Source organism: Pseudomonas sp. BP6, from assembly GCF_017875935.1.
GTDB classification, from domain to species: Bacteria; Pseudomonadota; Gammaproteobacteria; order Pseudomonadales; family Pseudomonadaceae; genus Aquipseudomonas; species Aquipseudomonas putida_Y.
Map to the genome: position 1 here is coordinate 3,258,296 of NZ_JAGINI010000001.1, position 19,052 is coordinate 3,277,347.

11 protein-coding genes are annotated in these 19,052 nt (G+C 64.0%); 7 read left to right on the forward strand and 4 right to left on the reverse strand.

What is annotated here, in order from left to right; all coding sequences use genetic code 11:
• Nucleotides 1–95 precede the first annotated feature (95 nt).
• Together J3A98_RS14925 and J3A98_RS14930 are read left to right on the forward strand one after the other, a co-directional pair.
• A complete protein-coding gene (locus tag J3A98_RS14925) occupies nt 96–890 on the forward strand; it encodes an endonuclease/exonuclease/phosphatase family protein (RefSeq protein ID WP_176682243.1) in 795 nt (264 codons plus the stop codon).
• A 316-nt stretch (nt 891–1,206) separates the two neighbouring features.
• Nucleotides 1,207–2,283, forward strand: a complete 1,077-nt coding sequence (locus tag J3A98_RS14930; protein ID WP_209967078.1) for an autotransporter outer membrane beta-barrel domain-containing protein — start codon at nt 1,207–1,209, stop codon at nt 2,281–2,283.
• Nucleotides 2,284–2,494: 211 nt separating this feature from the next.
• Here the strand turns inward: J3A98_RS14930 and glgB are convergent, their stop codons facing one another.
• The 3 genes from glgB to J3A98_RS14945 all read right to left on the reverse strand — a co-directional run bounded on the left by glgB (nt 2,495) and on the right by J3A98_RS14945 (nt 10,138).
• Nucleotides 2,495–4,705 (reverse strand): 1,4-alpha-glucan branching protein GlgB, encoded by a 2,211-nt coding sequence (gene glgB / locus J3A98_RS14935; RefSeq protein ID WP_209967082.1) that lies wholly within the window; start codon nt 4,703–4,705, stop codon nt 2,495–2,497.
• A complete protein-coding gene (treS, locus tag J3A98_RS14940) occupies nt 4,702–8,022 on the reverse strand; it encodes a maltose alpha-D-glucosyltransferase (protein ID WP_209967084.1) in 3,321 nt (1,106 codons plus the stop codon). The genes glgB and treS overlap by 4 nt, the downstream gene beginning before the upstream one ends.
• Before the next feature lie 97 nt (nt 8,023–8,119).
• Nucleotides 8,120–10,138, reverse strand: a complete 2,019-nt coding sequence (locus J3A98_RS14945) for an alpha-1,4-glucan--maltose-1-phosphate maltosyltransferase (RefSeq protein WP_209967086.1) — start codon at nt 10,136–10,138, stop codon at nt 8,120–8,122.
• Nucleotides 10,139–10,277: 139 nt separating this feature from the next.
• Between J3A98_RS14945 and J3A98_RS14950 the strand changes: the two genes are divergently transcribed.
• On the forward strand, nt 10,278–10,439 hold the full coding sequence (locus J3A98_RS14950; protein ID WP_015271006.1) for a hypothetical protein: 162 nt from the start codon (nt 10,278–10,280) through the stop codon (nt 10,437–10,439).
• Between the two features lie 216 nt (nt 10,440–10,655).
• On the opposite strand, the gene J3A98_RS14955 is transcribed toward J3A98_RS14950, so the two are convergent.
• Nucleotides 10,656–12,338, reverse strand: a complete 1,683-nt coding sequence (locus J3A98_RS14955) for an AMP-binding protein (protein ID WP_209967087.1) — start codon at nt 12,336–12,338, stop codon at nt 10,656–10,658.
• Between the two features lie 320 nt (nt 12,339–12,658).
• On the opposite strand from J3A98_RS14955, the gene J3A98_RS14960 reads away from it, so the two are divergent.
• Genes J3A98_RS14960 through J3A98_RS14975 form a run of 4 tightly spaced genes read left to right on the forward strand, consistent with a single transcriptional unit; the run spans nt 12,659 to nt 18,217 of the window.
• Entirely contained in the window at nt 12,659–13,822 is a 1,164-nt protein-coding gene (locus tag J3A98_RS14960; RefSeq protein WP_003251317.1) for an isovaleryl-CoA dehydrogenase, read from the forward strand.
• 19 nt (nt 13,823–13,841) lie between these two features.
• The gene (locus J3A98_RS14965; protein WP_209967089.1) at nt 13,842–15,449 is read left to right on the forward strand and encodes a carboxyl transferase domain-containing protein; all 1,608 of its coding nucleotides are present in this window, start codon (nt 13,842–13,844) and stop codon (nt 15,447–15,449) included.
• Nucleotides 15,450–15,452: 3 nt separating this feature from the next.
• Nucleotides 15,453–16,268 (forward strand): gamma-carboxygeranoyl-CoA hydratase, encoded by an 816-nt coding sequence (locus J3A98_RS14970; protein ID WP_209967092.1) that lies wholly within the window; start codon nt 15,453–15,455, stop codon nt 16,266–16,268.
• Entirely contained in the window at nt 16,265–18,217 is a 1,953-nt protein-coding gene (locus J3A98_RS14975) for an acetyl/propionyl/methylcrotonyl-CoA carboxylase subunit alpha (RefSeq protein WP_209967094.1), read from the forward strand. The genes J3A98_RS14970 and J3A98_RS14975 overlap by 4 nt, the downstream gene beginning before the upstream one ends.
• The last annotated feature ends 835 nt before the right edge of the window (nt 18,218–19,052 follow it).

The following is a 19,052-nucleotide window of genomic DNA, read 5'->3' on the forward strand; positions in this document are numbered from 1 at the left end:
GTTGTAATCGCCACGCCAAACCCGGTGGGAACGGTGTATTGGCCTCCACAGGGTCTGGCGGCGACAGTGAGGCAGGGTTAACTTCAGGAGGAATTGTGAACCTCGAAGCCGGCAGTAATGGTTTCGCCAGCGTCAGCCAGGCCCCGGCCGTGAAACGCCTGCGGGTACTGACGGTGAACACCCACAAGGGCTTCACCGCCTTCAACCGGCGCTTTATCTTGCCGGAGCTGCGCGAGGCCGTGCGCAGCACACAGGCCGACATTGTCTTCCTTCAGGAAGTGCTCGGCAGCCACGATCGCCACGCGGCGCGCTACCCCGGCTGGCCGCAGACCTCGCAGTACGAATTCCTCGCCGACAGCATGTGGAGCGACTTCGCCTATGGTCGCAACGCGGTCTACCCTGACGGCCACCACGGCAATGCGTTGCTGTCCAAATACCCGATCATCGAGCACCGCAACCTTGACGTGTCGATCACCGGCCCCGAACGCCGCGGCCTGCTGCACTGTGTGCTGGAGGTGCCGGGGCAAGGCCAGGTGCATGCGGTCTGCGTGCACCTGTCGTTGCTGGAAAGCCACCGGCAGAAGCAACTGCAGTTGCTGCGTAAACTGCTGGACTCCCTGCCCGGCAACGCCCCGGTGATCATCGCCGGCGACTTCAACGACTGGAAAAGCCACGGCAACCGCACCCTTGGCCTGCAACGTGACTTGCACGAAGCCTTCGAGCGCCACCATGGCCACCTCGCCCGCACCTACCCTGCCCGCCTGCCATTGCTGCGCCTGGACCGCATTTACCTGCGTAACGCCGAAAGCCATGGGCCACGGATTCTGGGGCACAAACCTTGGTCGCACCTGTCAGATCACCTGCCATTGGCGGTAGAAGTGCGGCTTTAGCAATCATTCTTCATAGCCACGGCACGGCAAATAGCGAACCCCGCTATACCCGGAAACTTTACTCAAAAAAACAATGAGTTAAGCGTCACAACGCAAACTGAACAGATGATTCACGCTTTCTTGACGCAAGCGGTGACCTCTCCTTAGCTGAACAATACCAAGCTGTAAAAATCTTGAGCCGGGCCTCTAGCTCGCGCCTTCGTGCGCGCTTGCGATTACCGGCGTGCTGGTTTGGGTCGCCCACTGTTTTTGCCGTACAGCTCGTGACAACAGGCCAGGTTCTCGGGCTGCACCACAAAAACAAAGGAGATCCGCCATGAAAAGCACCTCGAACCCCTTGCGCTTCGACAGCATTTTCTACGCGGTTTCCACGTCGCTGCTTCTGGCAACCCCGGTGGAAACGATCGCGTACGAACTGCAGGGTGACCCCACCTCCCCCGGCTTTCTGCAGCAACCCGTGGCGATGCAACTGTCGCTCGACCCGGTCAGTGCCAGTGGGTTGAGTCTCGGCACCCTCAATACATTTTCGCAGCAGATGAGCGAACGACACCGGCAGGCGGCACCCGACCTGATCGCCAGTCAGTGGGCGCAATTCTTCCCCACCAGTGCCCGCAGCCGCGCGCTGCCCCCGGCACAGTTGGAGGCGCCCAGCCAGCAACTGACGATCGGCCCGGACCTGTTCGTGCGTGAAACGGCCGCGGGCAATGTGCACCGGGCGGGGATATTCGTGGGGCACAACAACCTGCAAAGCAGCTTCAAGGGCACGCGCCCTCTGCTGGGCGACAAGCAGCGCAAAGCGGTGAACCTGAGCGGGGAAAGCCTGGGGGTGTACTGGAGCATGACCCATGAACAGGGCTGGCACCTGAATGCCGTGGCCATGGGGTCGCGGATCGACGTGATGGGCCGTGGCGAAAACGGCCAGCGCCTGGACGACAGTGGCCACGCAATGACCTTCTCGGTAGAGGGCGGGTACCCGATCCGCCTGAGTGGCAACTGGGTCATCGAGCCCCAGGCACAGTTGATCAACCAGCAGTTCTTCCCTGGCAACCAGGTACAGGAGGAGACCTTGCAAGCCTTCGACAGCCAGCCGAGCTGGAGCGGCCGGGTTGGCGCCAAGCTGTCCGGACGCTACGAAGTGCGCGGTATGCCGATCGAGCCCTATGTGCGGACCAACGTGTGGTATGACTTCAGCAATGCCGATGAGGTGAAGCTGGACCAGGTCGACAAGATTTCCAGCTCGCGCTATTCGACCACGGTGGAGTTGGGCTTGGGGCTGGTGGCGCGGGTGACGCCTTCGGTGGCTTTGTTCGTCAGCGCCGATTACAGCAATGATGTGGACGACAATGACCTGAACGGGCTGATCGGCAGCCTTGGGGTGCGGATGCGGTGGTAGGCAGGCAGGCCCCTTCGCGGGTAACCCGCTCCTACACACTGATCGGGGGTGCACACGCATCGGTGGCTCGGCACAGGCCGTTGTAGGAGCGGGTTCACCCGCGAAAGGGCCGGGCCTGCCGGCCAATTTCCAAAGCCCATTCACGGTTGCCGCCGCTACCGGATTCGCGGGCAAACCCGCTCCAGGCGAAAGGGCCAGTGCGGTCAACCGGTCAGGCGGGCTTCATGATCAACACCCCCAGCGGCGGCAGGTTCAAGGCCAACGACAATGGCTGCCCGTGGCTGGCCACTGCTTCACTGGCCACCGCCCCCAGATTACCCACGTTGGACCCGGCATACAGCTCGGCATCGCTGTTCAGCAGCTCCTGCCAACGCTCGCCGAACGGCACGCCAATGCGGTAACCCTCACGGGGCACCGGGGTGAAGTTGGCCACCACCAGCACCGGTTCGCCGCTGCTGCTCCAGCGCAGCCAGGCGTACACGCTGTTCTGCGCGTCGTCACCGATCAGCCACTGGAAGCCCTGCGGCTGGCAATCCTGCTCGTGCAGCGCCGGCTCTTCGCGGTACAGGCGGTTGAGGTCGCCCACCAGGCGCTGCACACCCTGGTGCTCGGGATACTGCAGCAGGTACCAGTCCAGTTCGCTGTCGTGGTTCCACTCACGCCACTGGCCGAACTCGCAGCCCATGAACAGCAGCTTCTTGCCCGGGTGTGCCCACATGAAGGTGAGGTAGGCACGCAGGTTGGCGAATTTCTGCCAGCGGTCGCCGGGCATCTTGTCGATCAGCGAGTGCTTGCCGTGTACCACTTCATCATGGGAGATGGGCAGGATGAAGTGCTCGGAATAGGCATAGATCAGCCCGAAGCTCATCTCGTTGTGGTGGTAGGTGCGGTGCACCGGGTCGTTCTGGATATAGTGCAGGGTGTCGTGCATCCAGCCCATGTTCCACTTGTAGGCAAAACCCAGGCCGCCCTGTTGGGTAGGCTGGCTGACCCCGGGCCAGGCGGTGGACTCTTCGGCGATGATCAGCGCGCCCGGGGCTTCGTGGGCAGCCACGCCGTTGAGGTGGCGGATGAAGTCGATGGCTTCCAGGTTCTCGCGCCCGCCGTGGCGGTTGGGGACCCATTCGCCGGCCTTGCGCGAGTAGTCGCGGTACAGCATCGAGGCCACCGCATCGACGCGCAGGCCGTCGATGTGGAAATGCTTCAACCAGTGCAGCGCCGAAGCCATCATGAAGCCGCGTACCTCGTTGCGGCCGAGGTTGTAGATCAGCGTGTTCCAGTCCTGGTGGTAGCCCTCCAGGGGGTTGTCGTATTCATACAGCGCTGTGCCGTCAAAGCGAGCCAGACCGTGTTCGTCGGTGGGGAAATGCGCCGGCACCCAGTCCAGCAGCACACCAATGCCTCCCTGGTGGCAGGCGTCGATGAACGCGGCGAAATCCTCAGCACTGCCGTAGCGCGAGGTGGGCGCGAACATCGACAGTGGTTGATAGCCCCAGGAGCCGCCGAACGGGTGTTCCATGATCGGCAGCAGCTCGATGTGGGTAAAGCCCAGTTCCTGCACATAGGGCACCAGCCGCTCGGCCAGTTCGCGCCAATTGTAGAAACGCCCGACTTCGCCCGCTTCGTCCAGCTCGCAGCGCCATGACCCTGGGTGCAGTTCGTAGATCGACAACGGCGCGTTGTAGGCATGGCGCTGGGCGCGTTGCGCCATCCAGTCATGGTCCTGCCAGGCGTGGCTGAGTTCACCGGCAACCTTGGACGCCGTGCTCGGCGGCAGCTCGGTGGCACGGGCCAGCGGGTCGGCCTTCAGCGGCAGTATGCCGTCCTTGCCGAGCACTTCGAACTTGTAGGTTTCGCCCACGCCCAGACGCGGAATGAACAGCTCCCACACCCCGGCGCTGTGGCGCAGGCGCATGGGGTGACGGCGGCCATCCCAGTTGTTGAAATCACCCACCACCGACACCCGCCGGGCATTCGGCGCCCAGACCGAGAAACACACGCCGTCGATGCCATCGACCTGAGTCGGCTGGGCACCGAAGCGCCCGGACAAATCGCGGTGATTGCCTTCAGCGAACAGGTGAAGGTCCATGTCACCCAGTTGCGGGCCGAAGCTGTAGGGGTCTTCGGTAACCTGTTCGCCACCGGCCCAGACGATATGAAGCTGGTAGGGCTGTGCCTCATCGAGGTGCGCGCTGAACAACCCGGGCAGGCTGCCCTGCTCCATTTCGGCAAGGACCCGCCCGTCATCCCGGGCCTGGACGCGCACTTTCAGGGCATTGGGCAAAAAGGCGCGGACCACCTGCCCACCTGCGCCATCGTCGTGGGGGCCGAGTACCGCAAAGGGATCGGCGTGCTCGGCGCGGGCCAGGGCGTCGAGGTCCCGTTGCCGAAGGCCACCGTTTTCACGCGTTGTAACGTTCATTCTGACTCTCCCCAGGTACTGATCAGTCCATGCAGACCATGCAAAGGCACGGCCAGCCAGCTCGGACGGTTTTCGGCTTCGTATGTGATCTCGTAGGCGGCTTTTTCCAGGCAGAACAGCTCCAGTGCCGCGCGCTCGCCCTCGGCGTGCTGCCAGGCGTGAGGCATGGCGGCGGTGGCCAGGCCATAGGCTTCGACAAAGGCATGCCGGGACTGGTGCAGGTACTGCCGGGCAACCCGCTGCCGGGCTTGCCGCGCCGGCTCGGAAAGGTCCACCGCAGACGCGCTGCGCAAGATCATCGCAGCAGCATAGTCGAAGGATCGCAGCACGCCGCTGACATCCTTGTAGGGGCTGTGTTTTGCCCGGCGCTCTTCAAGTGGCCGGGCAGGCTCGCCTTCAAAATCGATGAGGTAGGCATCACCCTGCACCACCAGCACCTGGCCCAGGTGCAGGTCGCCGTGCACACGCATCAGCAGGCCACCCTGGGCCTGCGCGGTCAGCTTGTCGATATGCTGGGCCAGGCCCTCGCGCTGTTGCTGCAGGTCGTCGACCAAGGCCTGGCTGTCGCTGTCCAGCGTGTCACGGTGCTGGGCCAGCAGGTCGAGGGCGTGGATCAGTTCGGTACTGATCTGTGCACGCCAGCGCTCGCTGTCCCGGGCATCGCTGGGGCGCGGCTGGAAGGCCGGGTCTTCGGTGGGTGCAGCCAGCAGCAGGTGCATCTCGCCCAGGCGCTGGCCAAGCAAGGCCGCAAAGCCGCTGAGCTCGGCCAATGCATCAGTGTGCGCTTCGCCGTCGTTGCGGGTAGGCTCCATCTGGTCGCGGATGGCCCGTTCAAGGGTGTTCTGGGTCCAGCCCCAGGCATCGCCCTGGTTACTCAGGTAACCCTGGGCAATCATCAGCAGGTGCGGCGCGTGTTGCTCGTCCACCCGGCTGACCCAGGCCAGCAGCGGCGAGATATTGGCAAAGCCGGCGGCGGTCAGGTAGGCGCTCATTTCCAGCTCTGGATGGATACCCGGGTTGACCCGGCGGATCAGTTTGAGCACCACGCGATCGCCGATGACCACCGAACTGTTGGACTGCTCGGCGCTGAGGTAGCGCACTTCGCTCTCCTCGTCGAGCGCCAGGCCGGCCAGCGGCTCTGTGCATTCGAAGCGCAATTCACCCTCACCGTCGCCACACGGCATACGCAGTCCATCCTGGCAGGCTTGCATCACGGCATGAATGAACGGCTCCAGGACGAAGGCGTCCGTGATCAAGCCAACCTGGTGGGTACGGCGCACCCGCGACAACGCCAGTTGCTGCGGCAGCGCGGTATGGATCTGTTCCTCACGCAGCAGGCCGAACGGCAGCTGGTAGCGGGTGGCGGTGCCGTCGCTGAGTACTTCGATTTCGCTGAGCAACACCGGCGTGGTGGCGGTGCCGAAACGCACGCCGTAACACAGGCGCACGGCGTCGATCGGCCCTTCCTTGCCAGCGAACCAGCGGCGTTTGGGCAGGTACTGCGGCAGGATGGTGCTTTGCAGCGTATCGCTTGCCGGGGCTTGCAGCAGCTCTTCCATGCGCTTGCGCAGTACCAATGTGGTCAATTCGGGTAACCCCTCGGTGGGCTGGATGTGCCAGCTGGGCATGCGATCGCGGCTGGCCAGCAGGAACCAGTAGAAGGCATAAGGTGGCAATGTCAGCAGAAACGGCAGTTGGCCGATTGGCGGGAACGCGCTGCCGCCAAGCATCTCCACCGGTACTTTGTCGGCGTATTGTGACAATTCGAGTTCGGCAGCCTGGGCGGCGCGGGACACGTTGGCCACGCAGAGGATGACCTCGGTATTGCCGTCGGCATCGGTGTACTCGCGGATATAGGCAAGGATGCGCCGGTTGCTGGGCGTGAGGGTGCGCAGGCTGCCGCGGCCAAAGGCCTTCTGCTGCTTGCGCACCGCCAGCATGCGCCGGGTCCAGTTCAGCAGCGAATGCGGATCGTGGCTTTGTGCCTCGACGTTGACGGTCTGGTAACCGTAGAGCGGGTCCATGATCGGCGGCAGCACCAGGCGCTGCGGGTCGGCGCGGGAAAAACCGCCGTTGCGGTCTGGCGACCACTGCATGGGTGTGCGAACGCCATCGCGGTCACCCAGATAGATATTGTCGCCCATACCCAGTTCGTCGCCGTAATACAGGGTTGGCGTGCCGGGCATCGACAATAGCAGGCTGGTCAGCAGCTCTATGCGCCGCCGGTCACGCTGCAGCAGGGGCGCCAGGCGCCGGCGAATGCCCAGGTTGATGCGCGCGCGGCGGTCTTCGGCATAGTAGTTCCACAGGTAGTCGCGCTCGCGGTCTGTGACCATTTCCAGGGTCAGTTCATCATGGTTGCGCAAAAAGATTGCCCACTGGCAGTTGGCCGGAATTTCCGGGGTCTGGCGCAGGATGTCGGTGATCGGAAAGCGGTCTTCCATGGCCAGGGCCATGTACATGCGCGGCATCAACGGAAAGTGGAAGGCCATATGGCATTCGTCGCCGTCGCCTTCGCCGAAGTACGGACGCGTGTCTTCAGGCCACTGGTTGGCTTCGGCCAGCAGCATGCGATCGGGGTAGTTGGCGTCGATCTCGGCGCGGATCGCCTTGAGCACGTCGTGGGTTTCGGCAAGGTTTTCGTTGTTGGTGCCGTCGCGTTCGATCAGGTAAGGGATCGCGTCCAGGCGCAGGCCATCTACACCCAGGTCGAGCCAGAAGCGCATGACGCCGATCACCGACTTGAGTACCTGCGGGTTATCGAAGTTGAGGTCCGGCTGGTGGGAGTAGAACCGGTGCCAGAAGTACTGGCCGGCGACCGGGTCCCAGGTCCAGTTGGACTTTTCGGTATCGAGGAAGATGATGCGCGTGCCGTCGTACTTCTGGTCGTCGTCCGACCACACGTAGAACTCGCGCGCTTTGCTGCCGCGCTTGGCGTGGCGGGCACGCTGGAACCACGGGTGCTGGTCGCTGGTGTGGTTGATGACCAGCTCGGTGATCACCCGCAGGCCGCGCTTGTGGGCCTCGGCGATGAAACGGCGGGCGTCGGCCATGCTGCCGTAGTCAGGGTGCACGGCCTTGTATTCGGCGATGTCGTAGCCGTCGTCACGGCGTGGTGATGGGTAGAACGGCAGCAGCCACAGGGTGTTGACGCCCAGCTCGGCGATGTAGTCGAGCTTGCTGATCAGGCCGGCGAAGTCGCCGATGCCGTCGTTGTTCGAGTCGAAGAACGACTTGATGTGCAGCTGGTAGATGACGGCGTCCTTGTACCACAGCGGGTCGTCGATGAAGGCTGCCGGGCGGGAACGCTTGGCCATGTGCGACTCCTTTCAATTGCATGTTTGCCCCTTCTTGCACCATCGCTGTGGGAGCGGGCGTGCCCGCTCCCACAGGGGAAAAGGCTACAGACCGGTTTTACCCGGCTTTTTCGATGCGCCAGATGCCGAACGGCAGGTGCCAGGGCTCTATGCGCATCCATTGGGTCTTGCCGTACCACGACCAGCGGTGGCCGTTCATCAGGTCTTCACCCTGAGTTTCGGCGTTGTCGTCCAGCCCCAACTCCCACAGTGGCAACTCGAAATGCGCCTCCTGGGCGTTGTGCGGGTCGAGGCTGATGGCCACCAGAATGTAGTTGTCACGCTCAGGCGTACGCTTGGCGAAATACAGAATGTTGTCGTTCCAGCAATTGAAGAAGGCCACGCCCAGGTGGGTTTGCAAGGCGAGGTTCTGCCGGCGGATGCGGTTGAGCTGGGCGATCTCGGCGATGATGTTGCCGGGCTGGGTAAAATCGCGTGGGCGGATTTCGTATTTCTCCGAATCCAGGTACTCCTCCTTGCCCGGCAACGGCGTGCCCTCGCACAGCTCGAAGCCGGAATACATGCCCCACAAGCCTGAGCCCATGGTCGCCAGCGCGGCACGGATAAGGAAACCTGCGCGGCCTGAGGTGTGCAGGAAAAACGGGTTGATATCCGGTGTATTGACGAAGAAGTTGGGCCGGTAGCACTGGCTCCACGGCGGCTGGTTGAGCTGCTCGAAATATTCGCGCAGCTCCTGCTTGTGGTTGCGCCAGGTGAAATAGGTATAGCTCTGTGCGTAACCGACCTTGCCCAGGCGCGCCATCATCGCCGGCTTGGTAAAGGCTTCGGCGAGGAAGATGACGTCGGGGTGCTGGCTGCGCACATTGCCGATCAGCCATTGCCAGAACGGCAGCGGCTTGGTGTGCGGGTTGTCGACGCGGAAGGTCTTCACGCCCTCCTCGACCCAGCCGACCACCACGTCGCGCAGGGCCAGCCACAGCGAGGGCACGGCCTCTGGCGCATAGAAATCGACGTTGACGATGTCCTGGTACTTTTTCGGCGGGTTTTCGGCGTAGCGGATGGTGCCGTCCGGGCGCCAGCTGAACCAGCCCGGGTGCTCCTTGAGCCAAGGGTGGTCCTGGGAGCACTGGATGGCGAAATCGAGGGCGATTTCCAGGCCGTGTTCCGCAGCCGCAGCCACCAGACGGCGGAAGTCATCGCGGCTGCCCAGTTGCGGGTGGATGGCCTCATGGCCGCCCTCCGGGCTGCCGATGGCATACGGGCTACCCGGGTCGCCCGGCTCGGCCTTGAGGGCGTTGTTGCGGCCCTTGCGATGTTGCATGCCGATGGGGTGGATGGGCGGGAAGTACAGTACGTCGAAGCCCATGTCGCGGATCATCGGCAGCCGTTCGTGCACGTCGTTGAAGGTGCCGTGACGCTGCGGGTCGTCGGTAACCGAGCGCGGGAACAGCTCGTACCAGCTGGCGAACAATGCGGCCGGGCGGTCGACATCAAGGGGGAAATCAGGGCTGCGGGTCAGGTAGCTGCGGTGTTCGGCCTCGCCCATCAGGCGGGCGGTGGTCGGGTCGAGAAACAAGGCCACCTGGTCATCGGTGCTGAGCGTGGGCAGGCGCTGCTGCAAGGCCTCTAGCGCCTCGCGCAGGGCACCGCTGCACAGCTCGATGCCTGTGCCGAGCATCAAACGGCCTTCTTCCAATTCCAGTTTTACCTCGACGCCGGCGTGGTACTTCTTCTCCAGGTCGTGGCAATAGGTGGCAAACGGGTCGATCCAGGCCTCGATACTGAACCGGTGCGGGCCCAGCTCGGTGGGGGTGAATTCGGCCTGCCACAGGTCGTTGCCCGCCGACTGCATCGGCACGCAATGCCAGCGCCTGCTGTGCGCCTGGCGCCAGTTGAGCATCACCGCCAGGCGGTCGTGGCCGTCGCTGTAGGCCTTGGTGCTGACAGCCACTGGCTGGCCGCTGACGGCCTTGGCGGCGAAGCTGCCGGCGTCGAGCACGGGTTGGGTGTCTTCGATCACGATACGCGGCGCCAGCAGCGCCTGGGACAGGCTGATGGCCTGGTCCGGGTGATCGTTCGCCATGGGCACGCTTTCAAAGGGCTCGTTTCGTGACATCGACCTTGCTCCCTCAGGCTGGTGGCGGTAAGGGTTCAGAGCCGGGCACAGGCGGGGGGTTCAAAATAATTGAGCGAACGGCAGCTGCCAGCGGTCAGAGCCTACAGCACCTCTTCACCCACCCACGCGAGGTCAGGCCATGAACATTCCCATTCCACCGGAGACACCCGATCCCAATATCGACGACCCGAGCTTGCCGCCACCCGTACCGGAAGAAGAGCCGGACGAGCTGCCGATCAAGCCGACCGTGCCGCCGACAGTGGGCGACCCGCCGAGCCAGGAGCCACCGGTGAAGGCTTAAGGGTAGACCACGGCACCGGCATGAACAGCTGATCTCCGCTGCTCCATTGAAAGGTTGAGGATGACCGGGTACTTGGCAAGGTGAAGATCTTGCATTGATCGGGCCGGCCTCTTCGCGGGTAAACCCGCTCCTACCAGGGACCGTGCCGGCCTTGAATGCGGCGCTGTCCCTGGTAGGAGCGGGTTTACCCGCGAAGAGGCCGGCCGCGCCCGCACATCAACCCGCAGATGCAGCCGCAATCTCCGCCACACTGATCTCACGCATGCGGAACTTTTGCACCTTCCCTGTCACCGTCATCGGGTACTCGTCGACAAAACGGATATACCGCGGCACTTTGAAGTGTGCGATGCGTGCCTTGCACCAGCCCTGCAGCTCCTCGACCGTGGCGCTGTGCCCCGGGTGCAGCTTGATCCAGGCGACGATCTCTTCGCCATAGCGGCTGCACGGAATGCCAATCACCTGCGCATCGGCCACCGCCGGGTGGGTGTAGAAAAACTCTTCCAGCTCACGCGGGTAAATGTTCTCGCCGCCGCGAATGATCATGTCCTTGTTGCGCCCGACGATGCGCACATAGCCCTGCTCGTCCATCACCGCCAGGTCACCCGAATGCATCCAGCCGGCCGGGTCGATGGCATCCGCCGTGGCCTGGGGGTTGTCCCAGTAGCCAAGCATCACGCTGTAACCGCGAGTGCACAGTTCGCCAATCTCTCCGCGCGGGACGATGCAGCCATCGGCGTCCAGCAGTTTGTTCTCCAGCTGCGGCTGGGTGCGGCCGACGGTGGTCACGCGCAGTTCCAGATCGTCGTCCGGGCCGGTCTGCAGCGACACCGGGCTGGTTTCGGTCATGCCGTAGGCGATCTGCACTTCTGCCATGTGCATCTGGTCGATCACCCGGCGCATCACCTCGATCGGGCAGGTGGCGCCGGCCATGATGCCGCTGCGCAGGGTCGACAGGTCCATGTGAGCACGCGACGGGTGGTCGAGCATGGCGATGAACATGGTCGGCACACCATAGAGGATGGTGGCGCGCTCTTCGGCCACGGCGCGCAAGGTCAGTTCGGCGTCAAAAGCGTCGCTGGGGTAGATCATGGTGCTGCCGTGGGTGATGCAGCCGAGGTTGGCCATGACCATGCCGAAGCAATGGTATAGCGGCACCGGGATCACCATACGGTCGCGGGCCGTCAGGCCAAGGCTTTCACCCACCATGAAACCGTTGTTGAGGATGTTGTAGTGACTGAGCGTGGCACCTTTGGGCGCACCGGTGGTGCCGGAGGTGTACTGGATGTTTACCGGCTGGTCGAATTGCAGGCTTTGCTGACGGGCTGTGCAAGCCTCGACAGACGTCTGCCCTGCCCGCTCGGCCAATGCGTGCCAGGGCAGGAAGCCGGCAGGCGGGTTGGCGGCCAGGCTGATGACGCCACGCAACTCGGGCAGGCATTCACTGGCCAGCTCACCAGGCCGGGTGCTGGCCAGTTCAGGCACCAGCTCCTGCAGCATGGCGTGGTAATCAGACGTCTTGAAGGCTTCAGCGCAGACCAGCCAGCGGCAGCCGGACTGGCGCAACACGTATTCCAGCTCACCCACACGGTAGGCCGGGTTGATGTTGACCAGGATGGCGCCGACCTTGGCACTGGCCAGCTGCAAGATGCACCACTGGGCGCAGTTGGGCGACCAGATGCCAACACGATCACCGGTGTTCACGCCCAGAGCAATCAGGGCGCGGGCGTGTATTTCGACCTGTTCGGCCAACTGCCGCCAGCTGTAACGCAGGCCCTGGTGGCGGGACACCAAGGCCTCGCTGTCGGAACAGCGGGCTACGGTGGCATCGAAGGCCTGGCCGATGGTCTGGGTCAGCAAGGGTCGGTCCTGGCGACCGCGGGTATAGCTTGGTTGACTCATGGGTGTCCCTTCTTGTGGTTGTTTTGGGCACGGCTGAAGCAAGCGGGAATACTCTGGCGCAGATTTACGTTTACGTAAAGGTGACGAGTGGATTGACAGTGCCTACTTGCAGGTTTACGTTAACGTAAAGGTGATGAACGACACCCACTTGAGGCGCCACGCCGCCCCCTGTGGGAGCGGGCTTGCCCGCGAATGCGACCGATCAGGTAATGACGGTGACCCTGCTGACGTATTCGCGGGCATGCCCGCTCCCACAGGGGGCGGGGCTGGATCCCAAGCTATGGTGTAACCCAATTTCAAGAACAAGAAGGTGCCCCAGCATGCATTACCCCTCCCTGAACTTCGCCCTGGGCGAAACCATCGACATGCTCCGCGACCAGGTGCGCACCTTCGTCGCCGCCGAACTGGCCCCGCGTGCCGCACAGATCGATCACGACAACCTGTTCCCCGCCGACATGTGGCGCAAGTTCGGTGACATGGGCCTGCTGGGCATCACCGTACCGGAAGAGTACGGCGGCGCTGGCCTGGGCTACCTGGCCCATGTGGTGTCGATGGAAGAAATCAGCCGTGGCTCAGCGTCGGTGGCGCTGTCCTACGGCGCCCACTCCAACCTGTGCGTCAACCAGATCAACCGCAACGGCACCCACGAGCAGAAGCTCAAGTACCTGCCCAAACTGATCAGCGGCGAACACATCGGCGCCTTGGCCATGAGCGAGCCCAATGCCGGCTCCGACGTGGTGTCGATGAAGCTGCGCGCAGAAAAACGCGGCGATCACTACGTGCTCAACGGCAGCAAGACCTGGATCACCAACGGTCCCGACGCCAACACCTACGTGATTTACGCCAAGACCGACCTGGACAAGGGTGCGCACGGCATCACCGCGTTCATCGTCGAGCGAGACTGGAAAGGCTTCAGCCGCAGCAACAAGTTCGACAAGCTGGGCATGCGCGGGTCCAACACCTGCGAGCTGTTCTTCGATGGCGTGGAAGTGCCGGCAGAGAACATTCTGGGCCAGCTCAACGGCGGCGTGCGCGTCCTTATGAGCGGCCTGGACTACGAACGTGTGGTGCTGTCCGGCGGCCCGACCGGCATCATGCAAAGCTGCATGGACCTGGTGGTGCCGTATATCCATGACCGCAAGCAATTCGGCCAGAGCATCGGCGAGTTCCAGCTGATCCAGGGCAAGATTGCCGACATGTACACCCAGCTCAATGCCAGCCGCGCCTACCTGTATGCCGTGGCCCAGGCGTGCGACCGCGGCGAGACCACCCGCAAGGACGCTGCCGGCGTGATCCTGTACACCGCCGAGCGTGCCACGCAAATGGCCCTGGAGGCGATCCAGATTCTTGGCGGCAACGGCTATATCAACGAATTCCCGGCTGGCCGCCTGTTGCGCGACGCCAAGCTGTACGAAATCGGTGCCGGCACCAGCGAAATCCGCCGGATGCTGATCGGCCGCGAACTGTTCAACGAAACCCGCTGAACATAAGGGACGGGCGCACATGGCTACCTTGCACACCCAGCTCAACCCGCGTTCGGCAGAATTTGCCATCAACAGCGCGGCCATGCTCGAACAGGTCCAGGCCCTGCGCGGCCTGCTCGCCCAGGTTGCCCAGGGCGGCGGGCCCAAGGCCCAGGAACGGCATACCTCACGTGGCAAACTGCTGCCACGCGAGCGTATCGACCGCCTGCTGGACCCAGGCTCGCCGTTCCTCGAGATCGGCCAGTTGGCCGCCCATGAGGTGTATGGCGAGGACGTGCCGGCTGCGGGCGTGATTGCCGGCATCGGCCGCGTGGAAGGCGTGGAATGCATGATCGTGGCCAACGACGCCACGGTAAAAGGCGGTTCGTACTACCCGCTGACGGTGAAGAAGCACCTGCGTGCACAAACCATCGCCCTGCAGAACCGCCTGCCGTGCATCTATCTGGTGGACTCCGGCGGTGCCAACTTGCCACGCCAGGACGAAGTGTTCCCCGACCGTGAGCACTTCGGGCGCATCTTCTTCAACCAGGCCAACATGAGTGCGCAAGGCATCCCGCAGATCGCCGTGGTGATGGGCTCGTGCACCGCTGGCGGCGCGTACGTGCCGGCCATGGCCGACGAAGCGATCATGGTGCGCCAGCAGGCGACCATCTTCCTCGCCGGCCCGCCGCTGGTAAAAGCCGCCACCGGTGAAGTGGTCAGCGCCGAAGACCTCGGCGGCGCCGATGTGCACTGCCGCACCAGTGGCGTCGCCGACCATTATGCCGACAACGACGAACACGCCCTGGCCATCGCGCGACGCAGTGTGGCCAACCTCAACTGGCACAAGCTCGGCAAGCTGCAGCGGTTGGCCCCAGTGGCGCCGCTGTATGCCGCCGACGAGCTGTACGGCGTGGTACCGGCGGATGCCAAGCAGCCGTTCGATGTGCGCGAAGTGATCGCCCGCCTGGTCGATGGCTCGGTGTTCGATGAATTCAAGGCGCTGTTCGGCACCACCCTGGTGTGCGGCTTCGCCCATCTGCACGGCTACCCGGTGGCCATCCTGGCCAACAACGGCATCCTGTTCGCCGAAGCCGCGCAAAAAGGTGCGCATTTCATCGAACTGGCCTGCCAGCGCGGCATCCCGCTGCTGTTCCTGCAGAACATCACCGGTTTCATGGTCGGCAAGAAGTACGAAGAAGGCGGCATCGCCAAGCACGGCGCCAAGCTGGTCACCGCCGTGGCCTGCGCCCAGGTGCCGAAGTTCACGGTGATCATCGGCGGCAGCTTTGGTGCCGGCAACTACGGCATGTGCGGCCGCGCCTACGACCCTCGCTTCTTGTGGATGTGGCCCAATGCACGGATCGGCGTGATGGGCGCCGAACAGGCCGCCGGGGTGCTGGCGCAGGTCAAGCGTGAGCAAAACGAGCGCAGCGGCCAGCCCTTCAGTGCCGAGGATGAGGCCAGGCTCAAACAACCGATCCTCGACCAATACGAGCATCAGGGCCACCCCTATTATTCCAGCGCCCGGCTGTGGGACGACGGTGTCATCGACCCGGCACAGACCCGCGACGTCCTCGGCCTGGCGCTGTCTGCCGCGCTGAACGCGCCGATCGAACAGAGCCGCTTCGGCATTTTCCGGATGTGACCCATGAGCGATTTCAGCACCCTCGAAGTGATCCGCGACCCACGCGGCTTCGCCACCCTGTGGCTAAGCCGCGAGGACAAGAACAACGCCTTCAACGCGCAGATGATCCGCGAGCTGATCGTGGCCATCGACCAGTTGGCCGAAGACACCAGCCTGCGTTTTGTGCTGCTGCGCGGCCGTGGCCGGCACTTCAGCGCCGGTGCCGACCTGGCCTGGATGCAGCAGTCGGCGCAACTGGACTTCAACACCAACCTGGATGACGCCCACGAACTGGGTGAGCTGATGTACGCCCTGCACCGCCTCAAGGCCCCGACCCTGGCCGTGGTGCAAGGCGCAGCCTTCGGCGGCGCGCTGGGCCTGATCAGCTGCTGCGACATGGCCATTGGCGCCGAAGACGCGCAGCTGTGTCTGTCGGAAGTGCGCATCGGCCTGGCCCCGGCGGTGATCAGCCCGTTCGTGGTCAAGGCCATTGGCGAGCGAGCCGCGCGCCGCTACGCCCTCACCGCCGAACGCTTCACTGGCGTGCGCGCCCGCGAACTGGGCCTGTTGGCGGAGGTGTACCCAGCCAGCGAACTGGACGACCAGGTCGAAGCCTGGGTAAGCAACCTGCTGCAAAACAGCCCGCAAGCGTTGCGCGCCAGCAAGGACCTGCTGCGCGAAGTGGATGACGGCGAACTCAGCCCGGCCCTGCGCCGTTACTGCGAAAACGCCATCGCCCGCATCCGCGTCAGCGCCGAAGGCCAGGAGGGCCTGCGCGCCTTCCTGGAAAAACGCCGCCCTGCCTGGCAAACCGTTGACAAGAAGGAGCCGCGCCCATGAGCCGCCCCGCTTTGACCACCCTGCTGGTCGCCAACCGCGGCGAAATCGCCTGCCGGGTGATACGCACCGCCAAGGCCATGGGCCTGACCACCGTTGCCGTGCACAGCGCCACCGACCGTGACGCCCGTCATAGCCGCGAAGCCGACATCCGCGTCGACCTGGGCGGCAGCAAGGCTGCCGAAAGCTACCTGCTGGTCGACAAGCTGCTGGCCGCAGCCAAGGCCAGCGGCGCCCAGGCCATCCATCCAGGTTATGGCTTTCTGTCCGAGAACGCAGGTTTCGCCCGCGCCATCGAGCAGGCCGGGCTGATATTCCTCGGCCCACCGGCCAGCGCCATCGACGCCATGGGCAGCAAGTCGGCAGCCAAGGCGCTGATGGAAGCGGCCGGCGTGCCGTTGGTGCCGGGCTACCACGGCGAGGCCCAGGACCTGGACACCTTCCGCGCCGCGGCCGAACGCATCGGCTACCCGGTGCTGCTCAAGGCCAGCGCGGGCGGTGGTGGCAAGGGCATGAAAGTGGTCGAGGAAGAAGGCCAACTGGCCGACGCCCTGGCCTCGGCCCAGCGTGAGGCACAGTCGTCGTTCGGCGATGCGCGCATGCTGGTGGAAAAGTACGTGCTCAAACCACGCCACGTGGAGATTCAGGTGTTCGCCGACCAGCACGGCAACTGCCTGTACCTCAACGAGCGCGACTGCTCGATCCAGCGCCGCCACCAGAAGGTGGTCGAAGAAGCCCCGGCCCCCGGCCTCTCGTCAGCACTGCGCCAGGCCATGGGCGAGGCCGCTGTGCGCGCGGCGAAAGCCATCGGCTATGTGGGTGCCGGCACAGTAGAGTTTCTGCTCGATGCCCGCGGCGAGTTCTTCTTCATGGAGATGAACACTCGTCTACAGGTGGAACACCCGGTCACCGAGGCCATTACCGGCCTGGACCTCGTTGCCTGGCAAATTCGCGTGGCCTGCGGCGAAGCCTTGCCGATCACACAGGAACAGGTTCCGCTGATCGGCCATGCCATCGAGGTACGCCTGTATGCCGAAGACCCGGCCAACGATTTCTTACCCGCGACCGGCAAATTGGCGCTGTACCGTGAATCGGCGCCCGGCGAAGGCCGCCGGGTGGACAGCGGGGTTAGCGAAGGCGATGTGGTGTCGCCGTTCTACGACCCGATGCTGGGCAAGCTGATCGCCTGGGGCGAAGACCGAGAGCAGGCGCGCTTGCGCTTGCTGGCCATGCTCGATGAGTTCGCCATTGGCGGGCTGAAGACCAACATTGCCTTCCTGCGGCGCATTCTCGCCCACCCGGCATTTGCTGCGGCGGAGCTGGATACCGGATTCATTCCGCGTCATCAGGCGGTTCTGCTGCCTGCGCCGCAAGCATTGCCGGAGGCCTTCTGGGAAGCGGCGGCAGAGGCGTGGCTTCAGGGCCAGGGGGCACATCAGCGCGATGACGACCGTCATTCGCCTTGGGGCGGGCGTAACGGCCTGCGCTTGGGCTTGCCGGCACGCAGCAGCTTGCATCTGGTGAGCGCTGGCCAAGACCAGGCAGTGGCCCTGGAACGCTGCGCTGCTTCCACCTGGCAGCTACAAGGTGAGCAGTTGGTGCATGACCAGAACGGCGTGCGTCGCCAGCATCAGGCAATCCGTCGGGGTGGCACGCTGTACCTGCACTGGGATGGCGAAATGCATGCCATCGAAGCCTTCGATCCGATTGCCGAGGCTGAAGCCAGCCACAGCCACCAGGGTGGGCTGGGTGCGCCGATGAACGGCAGTATCGTACGGGTGCTGGTCGAACCTGGCCAGGTGGTGGAAGCCGGTACTGCGCTGGTGGTACTGGAGGCCATGAAGATGGAGCACAGCATTCGTGCGCCGCATGCCGGCACGGTGAAGGCGCTGTTCTGCCTGGAGGGGGATATGGTCAGCGAAGGGACTGTGCTGGTCGAACTGGTGGAATAACGGTGCCCGAGGGCGGCCTTGCGGCTCTAAAGCGACACAAGGCCGCCCCTGGAACAGCCCGTAGGAGCGGGTTTACCCGCGAAAGGGCCGGCCCTGCTGGCCAATTTCCACCAGCCGTTCACGGTTGCCGCCGCTACCGTATTCGCGGGTAAACCCGCTCCTACACCCGATCGGGGGTGGACACACATCGGTGATTGGGCGCAGGCCGCGTGTAGGAGCGGGTTTACCCGCGAAGGGGCCGGCCCTGCTGGCCAATTTCCACCAATCGTTCACCGTTGCCGCCGCTACCGTATTCGCGGGTAAACCCGCTCCTACACCTATCGGGGGTGGACACACATCGGCGATTGGGCACAGGCCGCCTGTAGGAGCGGGTTCACCCGCGAAAGGGCCGGCCCTGCTGGCCAATCTCCACCCGCCGTTCACCGTTGCCGCCGCTACCGTATTCGCGGGTAAACCCGCTCCTATCGGGGGTGGACACACATCGGTGATTGGGCACAGGCCGCGTGTAGGAGCGGGTTCACCCGCGAAAGGGCCGGCCCTGCTGGCCAATTTCCACCCGCCGTTCACCGTTACCGCCGCTAACGTATTCGCGGGTAAACCCGCTCCTACACCTATCGGGGGTGGACACACATCGGCGATTGGGCACAGGCCGCGTGTAGGAGCGGGTTTACCCGCGAAGGGGCCGGCCCTGCTGGCCAATTTCCACCAACCGTTCACCGTTGCCGCCGCTACCGTATTCGCGGGTAAACCCGCTCCTACACCCGATCGGGGGTGGACACACATTGGTGATTGGGCACAGGCCGCGTGTAGGAGCGGGCTCACCCGCGAAAGGGCC